The sequence below is a fragment of the Pandoraea sp. ISTKB genome (genome assembly GCF_001721285.1).
In the GTDB taxonomy this organism is placed as follows: domain Bacteria; phylum Pseudomonadota; class Gammaproteobacteria; order Burkholderiales; family Burkholderiaceae; genus Pandoraea; species Pandoraea capi.
Genome location: NZ_MAOS01000001.1, coordinates 434,136 through 451,834 on the forward strand (window position 1 = coordinate 434,136; position 17,699 = coordinate 451,834).

The window sequence follows — 17,699 nt, forward strand, 5'->3', positions numbered from 1 at the left end:
GACCGCTTCAGGCGATGTCCCGAAAGGCGCTGGGCCAGGCGTGGCGCGGCTGTCCTTCGACGCCACGTCCGTTTTGATATACTCCGCGCATGATAGCGAAAATCAATCCAGGCCGGGCACTAGAGGTCGCCCGGGAGGTGTTGCGCACTGAAGCCGACGCCATCGAACGCGTGTCCGCGCACCTCGACGACAGCTTCTTCGAAGCGGTCTCGCTTCTGCTCGCCTGCAAGGGACGCGTGGTCGTCACCGGGATGGGCAAGTCGGGCCATATCGGCCGCAAACTTGCCGCCACCTTCGCCAGCACCGGCACGCCCGCCTTCTTCGTTCACCCGGCCGAAGCCAGCCACGGCGACCTGGGCATGATCACGGCCGACGACGTCGTCGTCGCCCTGTCGAACTCGGGCGAAACGGGTGAACTGGTCAGCATCCTGCCGATGATCAAGCGCATCGGCGCCAAGCTCATCGCCATGACCGGCAACGCCACCTCCAGCCTCGGACGCCTGTCCGACGTGCATCTCGACGCTCGCGTCGAGAAGGAAGCGTGCCCGCTCGGTCTTGCGCCCACGGCCAGCACCACGGCAGCCCTCGCACTGGGCGATGCGCTCGCCGTCACGCTGCTCGACGCACGCGGTTTCGGCGCCGAGGACTTCGCCCGCTCGCATCCGGGCGGCGCGCTCGGCCGGCGTCTGCTCACGTTCGTGCGCGATGTCATGCGCACCGGCGACGCCATCCCCCGCGTGCGCTCGGACGCCAATCTCTCCGACGCGCTGATCGAGATGACCGCCAAGGGCCTCGGCATGACCGCGATCGTGGACGCCGACGACCACGTCGTCGGTATCTTCACCGACGGCGATTTGCGTCGTTTGTTCAAGCGTACGCTCGATTTCACTTCGCTGAAGCTGGCCGATGTCATGAAGGCCGGCCCGCGTACCATCGGCCCGGACCATCTCGCCGCAGAAGCCGCCGAGCTGATGGAGCGCTTCGGCATCATGCAACTGCTCGTGACCGAGAACGACCGCCTCGTCGGTGCGCTGAACGTCCACGACCTCTTCGCCGCCAAGGTCGTGTGAGTTTCCCGTCCATGAGTCATTCCAGCACCACGCCATTCGACGCTAACGACGCCACCGCACGAGCGGCGCGTCTGCGCGTCATGGTGTTCGACGTCGACGGTGTCCTCACCGATGGCGGCCTGCGCTACGGTCCGGCAGGCGAAGTCATCAAGACGTTCGATTCGCTCGACGGGCACGGCCTGAAGCTGCTCGCCGAAGCCGGTATCGTCACGGCCATCATCACCGGACGTCAGTCCGACATCGTCGCCAAACGCGCGTCGGATCTGCGCGTCGCACACGTCTACCAAGGGGTGCACGACAAGCGCGCCGCGTTCGAGGACCTGTGCGCCAAGGTGTCCGTGACGGCCGACGTATGCGGTCACATCGGCGACGACTGGCCCGATCTGCCGGTGCTCACGCGCGTGGGCTTCGCGGCTTGCCCGGCCAATGCGCACGCCGAAGTGAAGGCACGCTGCCACTGGATCGCCGACACGCGCGGCGGCGAAGGCGCCGTGCGCGAGCTGTGCGACTTCATCCTGCGCGCGCAGGGGCGTTACGACGCCCTGCTCGCTGAAGCGCTCGCCTGACGCGTCGAGGGAACCGATCCACTCATGGCCATTCAACGCGTCTCCCCGGCTTCGCTGCTTGCCATCGTCGTTCTGGCGGGGCTGGCAGCGGGCACGTACTGGCTGGTGCAGCGCACGCTGCCCTCGGACGCCGATCGCGCGCCGTACGTGAAGCAACACATCCCCGACTACTATGCCGACGACATGGTGATCTCCATGTTGTCGCCGAACGGCACGACGCAGTACCGTGTCAACGCCGTTCATATGACGCACTTCGAAGACGATCAGACGACGGCCATGACGATGCCGGCCGTGCGCGCCTTTACCCCGGATCAGCCGGAGGTGACGGCCACGAGCAAGCGCGGCACGCTCAACGCCGACATGTCGGTCGTCGATCTCTACGACGACGCCGTCGTGACGCGCCAGCCGGGACCGCGCGACCCGGAAATGCGCGCGCTCTCGGAGCACTTCCAGGTGCTCGTGAATGAAGACATCGTGCGTACCGAAAAGCCCGTGCAGTTGTTCCGCGGGACGTCCGTGATGTACGGCGATGGCATGATTTTCAATAACATCACGCGCGCCGTACAATTGCTCGGCAATGTCCACGGCACGATCCAGCCGGCGGAGCTGGGCGGAAAACCGCCTCCCCGTCAGTCCGCTGCGCCCACCGCGCCGAGCGCGCCACCTCAGACTAAACAGGGCTCCAAGACCCCATGACCGATCGCCTTCACCTGCGACCCGCCTTCTCGTCCCTGCGTACGCTTCGTGCCCTGCGCGCGCTGGCTGCGGCCTTCGCCGTTCTCGGCGCTCTGGCCTCGCCGCTCGCCCACGCCGAACGCGCCGACCGCGACAAGCCGCTCAACATCGAGTCGGATCACATGAGCTATGACGACCTCAAGCAGGTCAACATCTTCACGGGCAACGTGACGATGACCAAGGGGACGATTCTCCTCAAGGCCGATCGCGTCGAAGTGACTCAGGATCCGGAGGGCTATCAGTACGCCACGGCTTACTACAAGCCAGGCGGCCCGCTCGCCTACATGCGTCAGAAGCGCGACGGCATGGACGAATACATCGACGGCTGGGGCCAGACGATCTATTACAACGGCAAGACCGAAGTCGCCACGCTCACCACGCAAGCCACGCTCAAGCGTCTGGCCGGCGGTACCAAAGTGCTCGACGAGATTCATGGCAGCGTGATCACGTACGACACCTACAATGAGGTCTACACCGCCAACAGCGGCTCGGATCAGGTCAACGCCAACAATCCGAACGGCCGTGTGCGCGCCACCCTCGCCCCGCGCAATGCCACGGGTGCGCAGGCAACGTCGCCTGGCGCGAGCAAGCCGGCCGCAGCGCCCAAGGGCGATATGTCGCCGCTGTCGCCCTCCAAGACCATCGGGAATCCGCGTGAGTAATTCTGCCAACAGCACCGCCAGCAGCAACGCCTCGACCATCAATCAGGGCGCGGGCCTCGCAGGCAAACCGAGCGCACTCGTCGTACGCTCGCTCAAGAAGCAGTACGGCGCGCGTACCGTCGTGAAGGATGTTTCGCTCGACGTGAAAAGCGGCGAGGTCGTCGGACTGCTCGGACCGAACGGTGCCGGCAAGACCACGTCGTTCTACATGATCGTGGGTCTGGTGCCCGCCGACGACGGCGAAATCCAGCTCGACGGCAACCTCATCAGCGAACTGCCGATTCACGAGCGCGCTCGCATGGGCGTGTCGTATCTGCCGCAGGAAGCGTCGGTATTCCGCAAGCTCACGGTCGAGGACAACATTCGCGCCGTGCTCGAATTGCAGGTCGATGCGAACGGCAAGCCGCTCAAGCGCGACGAGATCGAGCGCCGCATTGAGTCGCTGCTCGACGAGCTTCAGGTGAGCCATCTGCGCGAGAATCCGGCCATGTCGCTCTCGGGCGGCGAGCGTCGTCGCGTGGAAATCGCCCGCGCGCTGGCCACGCAACCGCGTTTTATTTTGCTCGACGAACCGTTCGCGGGCGTCGATCCGATCGCGGTGCTGGAAATTCAGCGCATCGTGCGCTTCCTGAAGGACCGTGGCATCGGTGTCCTGATTACCGACCACAACGTGCGCGAGACGCTCGGCATCTGCGATCACGCCTACATCATCAGCGAAGGCTCGGTGCTCGCCGCCGGCACGCCTGACCAGATCGTCGCGGACGAAAGCGTCCGTCGCGTGTATCTGGGCGAAAATTTCCGGATGTAAAGCAAATTTTTCGCATGTAAACCCTGCCTCCGATAGGAGGTCAGGCCGGTTCCGTTGGCGTGACAAAGCCTCTACAATGAAGGCGAGACACGCTATGAAACCGACTCTTCAACTCCGCACCTCGCAGCACCTGACCCTCACGCCGCAGTTGCAGCAATCGATCCGGTTGTTGCAACTGTCGACGCTCGAACTTCAGCAGGAAGTCGAGCACGCCCTCACCCAGAACCCGATGCTCGAACGCGAGGACGATTGGCTCGCCGGCTCGGTGCGTGTGGGCACCGACGGGTCGCTGCGCAACGAGCGGAGTTCGTCGTCCAGTAGTTCGAACGACAGCGCGGAACCCGCCAACGGTCACGACGAAGCTCGTGAGCTGGACGGTGAGGCCCGCTTCGACGACAACGCCCAGGACAACGGCAGCGACTGGAGTCTGAACGATTTCGCCCGCTCGGGCAGCGCATCGGACGACGACGACAACGCGCGCCCGCAACTGCACGTCGACCATCCCAACCTCCGTGAACATCTGCTGGCCCAGTTGCGCCTGACCAAGGCCAGTCCGCGCGACCGCGCGCTGGTAGAGTTTCTGATCGAGTCGCTCGACGAAGACGGTTATCTCGGCTCCCTGCTCGACGAAATTCAGGCGGAAATGCCCGAAGAACTGGCGCTCGAGACCGAAGAGATCAACGCAGCGCTCGCACTCCTGCAAAGCTTCGATCCGGCGGGTGTGGGCGCCCGCAGCCCGGCGGAATGCCTGCGGCTGCAGCTTCAGCGCCTGCCCGCCAGCAGCGTACGTACGCTCTCGCTGCGCATCGTCACCGATCACCTGGAATTGCTGGCCGCGCGCGATTACACCCGCCTGCGCCGCCTGCTCGGGGTGACCGAGGATGGCCTGCGCGCCGCCCATCAGTTGATCCGCTCGCTGGACCCGTTCCCGGGCGCGGCGTATGGCTCACCGCAGGCCGACTACGTCGTGCCGGACGTGCTGGTACGCAAGCAGGGAAGCGGCTGGACGGCCGAGCTCAACCCGGAAGTCATGCCGCGCCTGCGTATCAACGAAATGTACGCGCGGATTCTGCGAAACAACCGGAACGATCCGGGTACCGGCAACCTCCAACAGCAATTGCAGGAAGCGCGCTGGCTGATCAAGAACATCCAGCAACGCTTCGACACGATCCTGCGGGTCGCGCAGGCCATTGTCGAGCGTCAAAAGAACTTCTTCACGCACGGCGAAATCGGCATGCGGCCCTTGGTTTTACGCGAGATTGCTGATACGCTGGGTTTACATGAATCCACGATTTCACGGGTGACGACGAGTAAGTACATGCTCACTCCATTTGGAACCTTTGAGCTCAAGTACTTCTTCGGTTCACACGTGGCAACGGAAGCCGGAGGCGCTGCGTCATCGACCGCCATCCGCGCACTCATCAAGCAACTCATAGGAGCAGAAGACCCGCAGAGCCCCCTTTCCGACAGCCGAATCGCGGAACTGCTGGCAGAGCAAGGTTTTGTGGTGGCGCGGCGCACCGTCGCGAAATACCGCGAGGCCATGCGAATCCCCGCAGTGAACTTGCGCAAATCTTTGTAGGACAGTCCTGGTGCGCCATGTTGGCGGCTGGGGCATAACGCCGCAGTGCGACATTGCGTCACGTCAATGGCTCGCGCTCATGCCAGCCAGCGTCAACGATGACGCGGCGTGCACTTCGGCATTTCAGCAAGGAGAGCAGCTATGAATCTTCAGATCAGTGGACATCATCTCGAAGTCACGCCATCACTGAAAGAATATGTCGTCAACAAGCTTGAACGCGTGTTGCGGCATTTCGATCAGGTCATTAGTGTCGAGGTGATCCTTTCTGTCGACAAGTCCAAGGAGAAGGCGGGACGCCAGAACGCGAGCGTCACGGTGAATCTCAAGGGCAAGGAAATTTTCGTCGAGAAGTGTGACGAGAATATGTATGCCGCCATCGACAAGCTGATCGACATGCTCGACCGCAAGGTAGTGCAGTACAAGGACAAGGTTCAGGATCACGGTCGCGAGGCTATCAAGCACCACCAACTCCCTCCTGAGGCGGAACCGCTGCAATAGGCTCGGTTCAGGCGTGGTCATCGCATTGACTGACACTGACGAAAACCCGCAAGGAACCACCCGAGCGTATATCCGTCTCTCGTAAGTCTGGCATCACCCACCGCGGGGCCGTTGTACGGCCCCTTTTGTATGGTTCGGCCCAGTTCCATGTCACTCCGCGAGCACGGCGGCGGGTGGTCTATAATGCGAGGTCAATCGGGGGTTGGAGGGCGACTAAGCGTTCGCCCGCATTACAAGATGAACCGTTTATTCAAACTCTTACCTGAGTCCAACATCCTGCTTGGACTGTCCGTCACCAGCAAGAAGCGTGTCTTCGAGCAAGTCGGCCTTCTCTTCGAGAAGAATGCCCAGCTCCTGCGCGCTACGGTCACCGACAACCTGTTCGCCCGCGAACGTCTGGGTTCCACCGGACTCGGCGAAGGGGTCGCGATCCCGCACGGCCGCATCAAAGGGCTGAAGCATCCGATGGCGGCATTCATCCGCCTCGAAGAAGCCATTCCTTTCGAAGCGCCTGACGGCCAGCCGGTGTCCCTGCTGTTTTTCCTGCTGGTGCCCGAACAGGCCACGCAGCAGCATCTCGAGATCTTGTCCGAAATTGCGCAGTTGCTTTCCGACCGCACAATGCGCGAGACACTGATCAACGCCCCGAGCGCGAACGAGATCCATACCGCACTCGCGAACTGGCAGCCCTGATCCGGGCGCCATCCGGTACGAACCGCCGCGAACACAGACGACTTCAATAGCTCTCACATCCAACCGAACGAGGCGACGCGGTGGAACTGACCGGCATCAACGCGCAAAGCATTTTCGACGACAACGCTGCGACGCTGCGTCTGTCGTGGCTCACGGGCCATGAGGGGTGGGAGCGCGGTTTCACGCCCGAGAGCGTGGCTACGGCCACCTCCAGCGCCGACCTCGTGGGTCACCTGAACCTCATCCACCCGAACCGGATTCAGGTGCTCGGCGAGGCCGAGCTGCGCTATTACCAGCGTCTCACGGACGAGAACCGCAAGCGCCACATGGGTGAAGTCATCGCACTGGAACCGCCGTTCCTCGTGGTGGCAGACGGTCTGGAAGCGCCGCCCGATCTGGTGCTGCGCTGTACCCGCTCCTCGACGCCGCTATTCACCACGCCGCTGTCCACGGCGTCGGTTATCGACAGCCTGCGCCTGTACATCTCCCGTGTGTTCGCCCCGCGATGCACGATGCACGGCGTTTTCATCGATATTCTCGGGATGGGCGTGCTGCTCACCGGCGATTCGGGTCTGGGCAAGAGCGAACTCGGCCTTGAGCTGATCAGCCGTGGACACGGCCTGGTAGCCGACGATGCCGTCGATTTCGTGCGACTTGGCCCCGATTTCGTGGAAGGCCGCTGCCCGCCGCTGCTGCAAAACCTGCTGGAAGTACGCGGCCTGGGATTGCTCGACATCAAGACGATCTTCGGTGAGACGGCCGTGCGTCGCAAAATGAAGCTCAAACTGATCGTGCAACTGGTGCGCCGCCCCGATGGCGAGTTTCAGCGCCTGCCGCTCGAAGCGCAGACGGTCGACGTGCTGGGCCTGCCGATCAACAAGGTGATCCTGCAAGTGGCGGCCGGGCGAAACCTCGCCGTGCTGGTCGAAGCCGCCGTGCGCAACACGATCTTGCAGTTGCGCGGCATCGATACGCTCAAGGACTTCATGGAACGCCAACGCCAGGCCATGCAGGACCCGGACGGCATGCAGGGCAAGCTGCTCTGATTCCCCACGGGGTGGCGTGCGTCGGCAGCCCGATGTCGAGCGCCTCCCCCGGTTTCCCGTCGAAGTGCCCCAAACCCTCCGGGTATACCGCAACTTTTGCGTTTTTCTGTCAACGCCGCGCGATTGCGGCGCGTTTTCTATCATGTTGTAATCGCTACGCGGTCCATCCCTGTGCCCGTGCGTCACGACCTTATGGAGAGACGATCATGAAGAAAGCACTCGCTGCATTGCTCCTGGCATCCCCGCTGCTCGCATCGCCCGTGTTCGCCCAGACGGCCGCCGCTCCGGCAACCGCCCCCAAGGCAACCAATTCGCAGCAGGACAAGATGAAGGCTTGCAACTCGCAAGCCACCGGCAAGAAGGGTGACGACCGCAAGGCGTTCATGAAGCAGTGTCTGTCGGCAGGCGGCGCCGCTCCGGCAGCCAAGCAGACTCAGCAGGAAAAGATGAAGACCTGCAACACGCAAGCTACCGGCAAGAAGGGCGACGATCGCAAGGCATTCATGAAGCAATGCCTGTCGAATGCGCCGGCTGCCTGAGATTTCACGCTTTCCGCATTGCCCGACGGCGCCCTTCACGGGCGCCGTTTTCGTTGAAAAGCCCTGATTTCTCGAAAACGCAGGGAAATTCAATGGAACGTTCTCGTTTTTGGCGGCTCGACACCCGAACGACACAATCGCTTACCATGATGGTTGTATTCGGGAAATGTCATGAAGATCGTACTGATTACCGGCGTCTCCGGTTCCGGCAAGTCGCTCGCGCTCAACGTCCTTGAAGATGCAGGCTATTACTGCGTCGACAATCTGCCGTCGCGCTTCTTGCCCGAACTCGCCATCTACCTCGGCACCCAGAATTACTCACGCCTCGCGGTCGCCATCGACGCGCGCAGCGGTAGTTCGCTCGCCGAATTGCCGCCGATCATCGGCGGACTGCGCCGCTTTGGCCACGATGTGCGCGTACTTTTCCTCAATGCCACCACGCAGACATTGGTGCAGCGTTTCTCGGAGACGCGTCGCCGGCATCCGCTCTCGGTGACGGGAGACGACACCCTCTCGCCGACCGGCTCGCTCGTCGAAGCCATCGAGAAAGAACGCGAGATGTTGAGTAGCGTGACCGAACTCGGTCACCAGATCGACACCAGCAATCTGCGCGCGAGCGCGCTGCGCCGATGGATACGCGAATTCGTTCAGCACGATCAAACCGGCCTCACGCTGATGTTCGAATCGTTCGGATTCAAGCACGGTGTGCCGCTCGACGCCGATCTCGTGTTCGACGTTCGCTCGTTACCCAACCCGTACTACGACATGCAGTTGCGCCCGTTGACCGGACGCGATCAGCCAGTGATCGACTTCCTGTCGGCTATTCCCGAAGTCGACGAGATGATCAACGACATCGCGGCCTATTTGCAGAAGTGGTTGCCGAGTTACATGCGCGACAACCGTAGCTATCTGACGGTCGCGATCGGCTGCACTGGCGGTCAGCATCGCTCGGTGTTCATCTCCGAGACGCTGGGCGAGCGCTTCCGCAACGAGGCCAGTGTGCTCGTACGTCACCGCGAACTCGCGCCGCCTTCCGAGGCGAAGTCGTAGGCGACGTCGGCATTCGCTGATTCCACCACTTCGACCGCTTCGACCGACCTTCAATCCCCGATCCAAATTCGCCGGCCCGTTGGCCCGTTGTCAGCGGCCGGCGATGTGCGGCTCACGTTTCAGGCCGGCAAAGACAACTGACCGTCGCCCGACGTGTTCAGGCAAAGCGCGTCGGCGATCTTCCGGATCGGCGACGGCAAGCCGGCCGCCGCCACCCCTGCGCCATCCAGCCATGCACGATTGGCATCGTCGGCGAGCGTTGGCGTCGACGATACCGACAGCGTCACCAACCACGGGCGCAAGTGAAGCTTGAAGTGCGTGAAGACGTGCGTGAGCCCATGCAGCGGCATGACCGACTGCACCGGACCAAGCTTCGCGCCGAGCGCCGCCGCGTGGCCCGTCAGACGTTGGCGCAGCACCGCATCGTCGGCGTCGCGCGCGTCGGTCGGCGGGGTGAGCTCCGGCAGACTCCATAGGCCACCCCAGATGCCGCTGTCGGGACGCCGCTCGAACAGCACCCGCTCGCCCGCGCGAATCACCAGCACATCCACATATCGCTCCGGCTGCGCTTTCTTCGGCTTGGCCGTCGGCAGCGTGCGCTCGCGTCCCGTCGAATGCGCGACGCAATCACCATCGAACGGACATTCACCACAGCGCGGCTTGCCGCGTCCGCACAGCGTAGCGCCGAGGTCCATCATCCCCTGCGTGTAAGCCGGCAATCCACTCGTCGGCAACAGCGATTCCGCCAGTGCCCACATCTCGCGTTCGATCTTCGGCGTGCCGGGGAACCCTTCGATGCCGAATACCCGCGCGAGCACTCGTTTGACGTTGCCGTCGAGAATCGCGGCGTGGGCGTCGTAGGCGAAAGCGGCAATGGCGGCGGCCGTCGAACGGCCGATGCCGGGCAGTGTCGCGAGCGTCTGCGGATCGGACGGGAAACGTCCGCCATGTTCTGCAACGACGACCTGGGCGCAACGATGCAGGTTGCGCGCGCGAGAGTAGTAGCCGAGGCCGCTCCAGAGCGCCATGACGTCGTCCTGCGGCGCACTGGCCAGCGCGGCGACATCGGGGAAGCGCTCCAGAAATCGTCCGTAGTACGGAATCACCGTGGCGACCTGCGTCTGCTGAAGCATGATCTCGGACAGCCAGATGCGATAGGCGTCGCGCGTGTTCTGCCAGGGCAGATCATGACGGCCGTGCTCGGCCTGCCAGGCGATCAGGCGCTCGGCGAAAGTATCCGCGAGCGTGCCGGTCTTGATGTCGTGGGAGGCGTCTTTCATGGGGCTATTGGGGGGCTTTTGGGGCGCTATTTTGTTGCGTCACGGCAAGATAAGGGCAGATGGCGCCGACTCAACTCGCCGCGAACGCAGGCATTATTTCTGACAGTGCGGGCAGAAGAACGTGGATCGCTGCCCCTGCACGATCTGCCGGATCGTCGTGCCACAGACACGACACGGCTGACCGGCACGATCGTAGACGAAATACTCCTGCTGGAAGTAACCGCTCTGGCCGTCGCTCCCGACGAAGTCGCGCAACGTGCTGCCGCCCTTCTCGATCGCCGCCGCGAGCACGACCTTGACGGCCTGCGCCAGCTTCTCGGCGCGCGGGCGGGACAACTTGCCCGCCGCCATGCGCGGGTTGATACCCGCGCGGAACAGGCTCTCCGAGGCGTAGATGTTGCCAACGCCAACGACGATCGTGCCCGCGAGCAACGCCTGCTTGATGGCAACGGTGCGCCCGCGCGTGCCCGCGTAGAGCAGCGCGCCGTCGAAGGCGTCCGTCAACGGCTCGACGCCGAGACCGGCGAGCAGCGGATGCGCGAGCACGTCGCCCGCCGAGCGGGGATGGAAGAGCACCGCGCCGAAGCGACGCGGGTCGCGATAGCGAAGCGCACATCGCTCGAAGACGAGATCGATGTGGTCGTGCACACCGGCGGCCGGCAACGACATCGGCTCGGGCATGACGCGCAGCGTACCGGTCATGCCCAGATGCACGAGCAGCCAGCCGGGCGCGTATTCGAGCAGCAGATACTTGCCGCGACGGGTCACGCCGACGAGTGTTTCGCCACGCAAAAGGGTATCGAGCCCGTCGGGCACCGGCCAGCGCAACGCGCCGTTGCGAACGTCGATACGCGCAATACGAGTGCCCGCCACGTGCGGCGCGATACCGCGGCGGGTGACTTCGACTTCTGGGAGTTCAGGCATGCCTGCGAACGTTTGCTGAGGATTTAGACTCTATTGTATCGGGCGCGCTACAATCGCTCGAAACCTGCCGTGGATCCCTATGCCGAACACCCGATTCCAGTCCATTCCCGCCGCTGCCCAGACTGCGGCACCCGTGGTTTTGCGCCTGCGTGGCGCCCTGGCCCGCGGGGCGTGGGCCGGAGCCACGGCGCTCGGCGTGACCTGCGCCAGCGCCATCATGGCATTTCTGCCATCTTCGAACGCCTTCGCCCAGACCGCACAGCCGGCGCCGGCTGCTGCGCCTGCGGCCCCGGCCAAGGCAAGCGCACCGAAGGCTGCGAGCGGCGCGAGCGCCGACGTCGATAGCGAAGACGTCGCACCAAACGCGAACGTCCCCCGTGAGAAGTTGCCGAACGTCGCGCTCACCAGCGAGATCGTCTTCGAAGTGCTGGCCGCCGAACTGAGCCTGCAACAAGGCAATCTCGCGCCCGCCTTCAATACCTATATCGCGCTGGCCAACCGGACGAAGGATCCGCGCATGGCGCGCCGCTCCGTCGAGATCGCGCTCGGTGCGCGCCAGCTCGGCGATGCACTCGTCGCCGCGAAGCTGTGGCATCAGCTCGATCCGGCGTGGCGTCCGGCGTCGCAACTGCTTGCGAGCCTCGAAGTCGGCACCGGTCATCTGGCCGAAGCCGAGCCGCTGCTCGTCGAGGAACTGAACAAGGTGCCGGAAGCGCGCCGCGGTCAGGCCATCCTCGAATTGCAGCAGATGATCGCCCGCAGTCCGGAGCGCGCCACGGGCATCGACTCGCTCAAGCGCATGCTGGCGAACGACATGCAGCGCCCCGAAGCGCAACTGGCCATCGCCCGCTCGCAACTCGACGCCGGCGACACGGCCGGCGCGCGCACCTCGCTCGAAACCGCGCTCAAGCTCAAACCCGATTACGAAGCGGCCGCGCTGCTCTATGGGCAGATGGGGCCGGCGGAGCGCAGCGGCGCCATCGCCAGCCTGAAAACGTTCCTCGATCGCAATCCGGACGCCAAGGAAGCCCGCTTCGCCTACGCCAAGCTGCTGTTGGCGGACAACCAGCTCGACGCCGCACAGAAACAGTTCGAGACGCTCGAGAAGCGCTACCCGCACGAGTTGTCGACGCTCATGGCATTGGCGCTGCTCAACCTGCACGCCAATCATCCGGCGCAGGCCGAGCAGTATTTGCAGAAATACGCGACCGAAGCCGAGCAACAGAACACCGACGGTGCGCAGGCTTACGTCTACCTCGCGCAGATCGCGCAGGACCGCAAGGATTATCCGGCGGCCGACAAGTGGCTCTCGAAGATTCGCGAAGACAGCAACGCCTATCTGCCCGCGCAGATCGGCCGCGCCCAGTTGCTCGCCGATCAGGGCAAGGTCGACGAAGGCCGCGCGCTGCTGCATGGCATCAAGTCGAGCGACCCGCGCGAGCAGCTCGCACTCAAGCGCGCCGAGTCGGACCTGCTCGTCAAGGCAAAGCGCTACGACGACGCGGAGAAGCTGCTCGCCGTCGAAGTCAAGGATCATCCGGACGATGCGGACCTGCTCTATCAGTACGGCATGGTTGCCGAACTGAACAAGCACTACGACGTGATGGAAAAGGCCATGCGCCGCGTGATGACGACGCAGCCCGAGAATGCACAGGCCTACAACGCGCTGGGCTACTCGCTGACCGAGCGCAATACGCGTTTGCCGGAAGCGCTCAAGCTGCTGCAAAAGGCGTCGTCGCTTTCGCCGGAAGACCCGTACATCATGGATAGCCTCGGCTGGGTGAAGTACCGTCTGGGCGACAAGCAGCAGGCGCTGGAACTGCTGCGTCGCGCCTATGGCATTCAGGCGCAGGCCGAAATCGGCGCGCATCTGGGCGAAGTGCTGTGGGAATCGGGCCAGCAGGACGAAGCGCGCAAGACCTGGCGCGAAGCCCTCAAGCTCGATAGCGACGACGATACGCTGCGCTCGACCATGAAGCGTTACAACGTCGCACCGTAATGCATCGAATGCACGTGATGCTCATGACGGTGAAGTCTTCCTTGTCGGCCCGGCTGCCGCGATCGTCCCAATGGTCGCAGTGGTCGCGCGCCGCCACGCTCGCGCTGGCATGTTCGACTGCCGTGGTCGCCACGGGATGTGCGAGCCTCGCGCCGCCCACGCCGGTCGAGCCGACTGCGGGTGCGAGCGTCGAACACTATCGCGGCCGCTTCTCGGTGCGCTACGAACAAAACGGCGAGCCGCGCAATACCTACGGTAATTTCGACTGGCAGCAGAGCGGCGACAATGCGACGCTCCAGTTGCTCGACCCGCTCGGCCAGACGCAGGCGATCGTGCGCGAAAATCCTCGCAGCGCCTCGCTGGAACTGCCCGGCAAGGCGCCTCTGACCGGTGCGCGTCTCGACGATGTGATGCGCGATGCGCTCGGTTTCGCCCTCCCCGTCGGCGGCATGCGTTATTGGTTGCGCATGCAGGGAGCGCCGGGCTCGCAGGCGAGCATCGAACGCGATCCGCAGACGCAACGTCCCACGCATCTGAAGCAGGACGGCTGGACAATCGACTATCAGGCGTATTTCGACGGCACGCCGCTGCGCGTCAAACGCGTCGACCTGTCGCGCGAAGCGGGTGGTGCGCCGCTCGCCGTGCGTCTCGTGATCGACGAGTAAGCGACAGACAAACGCCCAAACGCCCGCCCCCAATTCATTCAAGTCGTTTTTTGTTTTTGCAACGCCATGTACGAAATCCTGCGTGACTGCCCCGCCCCGGCCAAGCTGAACCTGTTCCTGCATATCGTAGGACGCCGGCCCAACGGTTATCACGAACTGCAAACCGTCTTCCAGTTGATCGATTGGGCCGATACGCTGCATTTCGAGCGGCGCGACGACGCACAGATCGTGCATACGAATCCGCTGCCGGGCGTTCCACCGGAAACCGACCTGACCGTGCGCGCGGCACGCTTGCTGCAAGCGCACTGCGGCGTACGCTTCGGGGTGGATATCGGCATCGAGAAGCGTCTTCCGGCCGGTGGGGGCATCGGGGGCGGCAGTTCGGACGCCGCCACGACCCTGCTGGCGCTCAATCGCATGTGGCAACTCGATCTGCCGCGCGAAGAACTCCAGACGCTGGCCCTCAAGCTCGGCGCAGACGTGCCGTTTTTCGTCTTCGGCCGCAATGCCTTCGCCGAAGGGCTGGGCGAGCAGTTGCGGGCGGTCGAGTTGCCGCAGCGGTACTTCCTTGTGGTCAACCCGCGTACACACGTCGCCACCAACAAAATATTTACGGACCCCCTGTTGACAAGGGATACGAAGATCGTCACAATGGCGTTCTTTCTTGAGCACGCCAACGAAAACGTGTTCGAAACGGATGAAATCTTCCGTAACGACATGCAGGCGGTAGTCACTCGAGAATACGCGGAAGTCGCTGCTGTGATTGACTGGTTCAGAACCTTCACCACTGCACGTATGACGGGATCCGGCGCCAGCGTGTTTGCAGTATTCGACACGAAGGCAGAAGCGGAAGCGGCATACAAGCGATTGCCGGAGCGCTGGATCGGTCAAGTGACCACCGGCCTGGCCGAACATCCAATGTTCGCCTTCGCGTAAAAGGGTTTTACTTTGTTGCGTTTCCTACGACGCAGCGAAGGCATCGGTTAGTGTAGGGGAGTCGCCAAGTTGGTTAAGGCACCGGATTTTGATTCCGGCATACGAGGGTTCGAGTCCTTCCTCCCCTGCCAATTTCTCTGTCGTAAAGTCTCAGCATCCAAACGTCCCGCAGGTAGCCAGATGAGTAGTGATAACCTGATGGTATTCACCGGGAACGCCAATCCCGCCCTGGCCCAAGCGGTCGTCGATACACTCGGTATCCCGCTCGGCAAAGCCATGGCCAGCCGGTTCTCGGATGGTGAGATCCAAGTCGAAATTCAGGAAAACGTGCGCGGCAAGGACGTCTTCGTCCTCCAGTCGACGTGCGCTCCGACCAACGACAATCTGATGGAACTGATGATCATGGTCGACGCGCTCAAGCGCGCTTCTGCCGGCCGGATCACCGCTGCCATTCCGTATTTCGGCTATGCCCGTCAGGATCGTCGCCCCCGCTCGGCGCGCGTGGCGATCTCGGCGAAGGTCGTGGCCAACATGCTGCAAATCGCAGGCGTCGAACGCATCATCACGATGGACCTGCACGCCGACCAGATTCAGGGCTTCTTCGATATCCCGGTCGACAACATCTACGCTTCGCCGCTGCTGCTGCAGGACGTGCGCGCGCAGAATCACGAGAACCTGCTGGTGGTTTCGCCGGACGTCGGCGGTGTGGTTCGTGCCCGTGCGCTCGCCAAGCAACTGCATTGCGATCTGGCCATCATCGACAAGCGTCGTCCGAAGGCCAACGTCGCGGAAGTGATGAACATCATCGGTGAAGTCGAAGGCCGTACCTGCGTCATCATGGACGACATGGTCGACACCGCCGGTACGCTGTGCAAGGCCGCACAAGTGCTCAAGGAACGTGGCGCGAAGAAGGTGTACGCCTACTGCACGCACCCGGTTCTCTCGGGCGGTGCCGCAGCGCGCATCAATGCCTCGGAGCTGGATGAAGTGGTCGTGACCGACACGATTCCGCTGCGCGACGACTCGAAGGGCGGCAAGATTCGCCAACTGAGCTGCGCGAACCTGCTGGCCGAGACGTTCTCGCGTATCCGTCGTGGCGACTCGGTGATGTCGCTGTTCGCGGAATAAACGTTCGGTAAAGTTTTTGCGACGGCGCCTGTGTGGCGCCGTTGTTCTGTCGGCGGGGAGCCTATCCCCGCCTTTGTTGTTCCTGAGACCTGCGTTTTTTCGCGGGATTTTCGGGAAGAAATCGCTGCCTGGTCGCGGGCAGTTCAAGGAGTTGTTTATGAAAGTCGTCGCTTTTGAGCGTAATCTGCAAGGTACGGGTGCGAGCCGCCGCCTGCGCAATGCCGGTAAGACCACGGGCATCGTGTACGGTGGGAACGTCGCTCCGCAACTGATCGAACTCGATCACAACGCGCTGTGGCACGCCCTGCGTAAGGAAGCCTTCCACTCGTCGATCCTCGACCTGGAAGTCGCCGGCAAGAACGAACAAGTGCTGCTGCGCGATGTGCAGTACCACCCGTTCAAGCAACTGGTTCTGCACGTGGATTTCCAACGTGTCGATCCGAACAAGCCGATCCACGTCAAGGTGCCCCTGCACTTCCTGGGTGCTGAGAACGCCCCGGCCGTGAAGCTGGCTTCGAACGTGATCAGCCACACGCTGAACGAACTGGACGTTAGCTGCCTGCCGGGCAAGCTGCCGGAATTCCTGGAAGTCGACCTGTCGACGCTGGAAGCCGGCAAGACGGTGCACGCCAAGGACGTCAAGCTGCCCGCCGGCGTGACGCTGACGCTGCACGTCGAGCAAGAAAACCCGGTGGTCGCACAAGCCGTTCAACCGGCTGGCGCTGCTGCTGACGAAGCGGCTGCTTCGGCTGAAGGCGAAACGCCGGCTGCCTAAGCCTCACGCGTTAGCTTTCAGCGGCGACGCTGGACGCAAGACCCGCCGCGACGTCATGTCCGGCGGGTTTTTTTATGGCGGTGCGCATGCCACGATGGCGCGTACCCAGATCCTGATACCGAAATGATCAAGCTGATCGTAGGGCTCGGCAATCCGGGCGCCGAATATACAGCGACGCGTCACAACGCGGGCTTCTGGTTCGTCGACGCACTGGCGCAGCAAAGCGGCGCCTCGCTCACCAACCAAAAGAACTTCCATGGTTACGCAGCGCGTGCGCGCGTTGCCGGACAGGAAGTGTGGTTGCTCGAACCCCAGACCTTCATGAACCGCTCCGGGCAATCGGTCGTCGCGCTGGCGCGCTTCTACAAGATCATGCCGGACGAAATTCTCGTCGTGCACGACGAACTCGACCTGCTGCCCGGCACCGTCAGGCTCAAGCGCGGTGGCGGCACCGGCGGACACAACGGGCTCAAGGACATTGCGGCCCATCTGACGACACCCGACTTCTGGCGCCTACGCCTGGGCATCGGTCATCCGCGCACGCTGCAACCCGCCGGCAGCCAGCAACAAGTCGCCGACTTCGTGCTCAAGCCGCCGCGCAAGGAAGAACAGGCGGAGATCGACGAGGCCATGTCGCGATCGCTCGACATCGTCGATCTGGTCGTGAAAGGCGAGATGGAAAAGGCGATGATGCGTCTGCACGCGGCACCGGGAAAATAAGCCGGTATCTCGCGTGAGACGGA

19 protein-coding genes and 1 tRNA gene are annotated in these 17,699 nt (G+C 63.1%); 18 read left to right on the forward strand and 2 right to left on the reverse strand.

The window, feature by feature from the left end:
* Positions 1 to 89 precede the first annotated feature (89 nt).
* The 11 genes from A9762_RS01900 to rapZ all read left to right on the forward strand — a co-directional run bounded on the left by A9762_RS01900 (position 90) and on the right by rapZ (position 9,249).
* Complete coding sequence (locus tag A9762_RS01900) at positions 90 to 1,070, forward strand: KpsF/GutQ family sugar-phosphate isomerase (protein ID WP_069340324.1); 981 nt, start codon at positions 90 to 92, stop codon at positions 1,068 to 1,070.
* Between the two features lie 11 nt (positions 1,071 to 1,081).
* The gene (locus tag A9762_RS01905; protein WP_069340325.1) at positions 1,082 to 1,636 is read left to right on the forward strand and encodes an HAD family hydrolase; all 555 of its coding nucleotides are present in this window, start codon (positions 1,082 to 1,084) and stop codon (positions 1,634 to 1,636) included.
* Between the two features lie 24 nt (positions 1,637 to 1,660).
* Complete coding sequence (lptC, locus tag A9762_RS01910; RefSeq protein WP_069340326.1) at positions 1,661 to 2,332, forward strand: LPS export ABC transporter periplasmic protein LptC; 672 nt, start codon at positions 1,661 to 1,663, stop codon at positions 2,330 to 2,332.
* Complete coding sequence (gene lptA, locus A9762_RS01915) at positions 2,329 to 3,033, forward strand: lipopolysaccharide transport periplasmic protein LptA (protein ID WP_069340327.1); 705 nt, start codon at positions 2,329 to 2,331, stop codon at positions 3,031 to 3,033. The genes lptC and lptA overlap by 4 nt, the downstream gene beginning before the upstream one ends.
* Positions 3,034 to 3,070: 37 nt before the next feature.
* A complete protein-coding gene (gene lptB, locus A9762_RS01920; RefSeq protein ID WP_069340470.1) occupies positions 3,071 to 3,841 on the forward strand; it encodes an LPS export ABC transporter ATP-binding protein in 771 nt (256 codons plus the stop codon).
* A 94-nt stretch (positions 3,842 to 3,935) separates the two neighbouring features.
* Positions 3,936 to 5,423, forward strand: coding sequence for an RNA polymerase factor sigma-54 (locus A9762_RS01925; RefSeq protein WP_069340328.1), 1,488 nt, complete (start codon positions 3,936 to 3,938; stop codon positions 5,421 to 5,423).
* A gap of 141 nt (positions 5,424 to 5,564) precedes the next feature.
* Entirely contained in the window at positions 5,565 to 5,921 is a 357-nt protein-coding gene (hpf, locus tag A9762_RS01930; RefSeq protein ID WP_069340329.1) for a ribosome hibernation-promoting factor, HPF/YfiA family, read from the forward strand.
* A 183-nt stretch (positions 5,922 to 6,104) separates the two neighbouring features.
* Positions 6,105 to 6,614, forward strand: a complete 510-nt coding sequence (ptsN, locus tag A9762_RS01935) for a PTS IIA-like nitrogen regulatory protein PtsN (RefSeq protein ID WP_069340330.1) — start codon at positions 6,105 to 6,107, stop codon at positions 6,612 to 6,614.
* Between the two features lie 80 nt (positions 6,615 to 6,694).
* A complete protein-coding gene (gene hprK / locus A9762_RS01940) occupies positions 6,695 to 7,660 on the forward strand; it encodes an HPr(Ser) kinase/phosphatase (RefSeq protein ID WP_039395509.1) in 966 nt (321 codons plus the stop codon).
* Between the two features lie 206 nt (positions 7,661 to 7,866).
* Positions 7,867 to 8,199 (forward strand): PsiF family protein, encoded by a 333-nt coding sequence (locus A9762_RS01945; RefSeq protein WP_069340331.1) that lies wholly within the window; start codon positions 7,867 to 7,869, stop codon positions 8,197 to 8,199.
* 171 nt (positions 8,200 to 8,370) lie between these two features.
* A complete protein-coding gene (gene rapZ / locus A9762_RS01950; protein ID WP_069340332.1) occupies positions 8,371 to 9,249 on the forward strand; it encodes an RNase adapter RapZ in 879 nt (292 codons plus the stop codon).
* Between the two features lie 119 nt (positions 9,250 to 9,368).
* Here rapZ and mutY read toward each other — a convergent pair whose 3' ends face one another.
* Positions 9,369 to 10,529 (reverse strand): A/G-specific adenine glycosylase, encoded by a 1,161-nt coding sequence (mutY, locus tag A9762_RS01955; protein WP_069340333.1) that lies wholly within the window; start codon positions 10,527 to 10,529, stop codon positions 9,369 to 9,371.
* A 93-nt stretch (positions 10,530 to 10,622) separates the two neighbouring features.
* Positions 10,623 to 11,453 (reverse strand): bifunctional DNA-formamidopyrimidine glycosylase/DNA-(apurinic or apyrimidinic site) lyase, encoded by an 831-nt coding sequence (mutM, locus tag A9762_RS01960; RefSeq protein WP_069340334.1) that lies wholly within the window; start codon positions 11,451 to 11,453, stop codon positions 10,623 to 10,625.
* 79 nt (positions 11,454 to 11,532) lie between these two features.
* Between mutM and A9762_RS01965 the strand changes: the two genes are divergently transcribed.
* The 7 genes from A9762_RS01965 (at position 11,533) to pth (ending at position 17,676) form a co-directional block, all read left to right on the forward strand.
* Positions 11,533 to 13,452 carry a tetratricopeptide repeat protein gene (locus A9762_RS01965; protein ID WP_069340335.1) on the forward strand — a complete coding sequence of 640 codons (1,920 nt, stop codon included), beginning with the start codon at positions 11,533 to 11,535 and terminating at the stop codon, positions 13,450 to 13,452.
* A gap of 23 nt (positions 13,453 to 13,475) precedes the next feature.
* Complete coding sequence (locus A9762_RS01970; protein ID WP_083253560.1) at positions 13,476 to 14,117, forward strand: outer membrane lipoprotein LolB; 642 nt, start codon at positions 13,476 to 13,478, stop codon at positions 14,115 to 14,117.
* A gap of 66 nt (positions 14,118 to 14,183) precedes the next feature.
* Complete coding sequence (ispE, locus tag A9762_RS01975; protein ID WP_069340336.1) at positions 14,184 to 15,053, forward strand: 4-(cytidine 5'-diphospho)-2-C-methyl-D-erythritol kinase; 870 nt, start codon at positions 14,184 to 14,186, stop codon at positions 15,051 to 15,053.
* A gap of 54 nt (positions 15,054 to 15,107) precedes the next feature.
* Positions 15,108 to 15,184, forward strand: a tRNA-Gln gene (locus tag A9762_RS01980).
* Between the two features lie 49 nt (positions 15,185 to 15,233).
* The gene (locus A9762_RS01985; RefSeq protein WP_039395490.1) at positions 15,234 to 16,181 is read left to right on the forward strand and encodes a ribose-phosphate pyrophosphokinase; all 948 of its coding nucleotides are present in this window, start codon (positions 15,234 to 15,236) and stop codon (positions 16,179 to 16,181) included.
* Between the two features lie 157 nt (positions 16,182 to 16,338).
* Complete coding sequence (locus tag A9762_RS01990; RefSeq protein WP_069340337.1) at positions 16,339 to 16,956, forward strand: 50S ribosomal protein L25/general stress protein Ctc; 618 nt, start codon at positions 16,339 to 16,341, stop codon at positions 16,954 to 16,956.
* Positions 16,957 to 17,079: 123 nt separating this feature from the next.
* The gene (gene pth, locus A9762_RS01995; protein ID WP_069340338.1) at positions 17,080 to 17,676 is read left to right on the forward strand and encodes an aminoacyl-tRNA hydrolase; all 597 of its coding nucleotides are present in this window, start codon (positions 17,080 to 17,082) and stop codon (positions 17,674 to 17,676) included.
* Positions 17,677 to 17,699 lie beyond the last annotated feature (23 nt).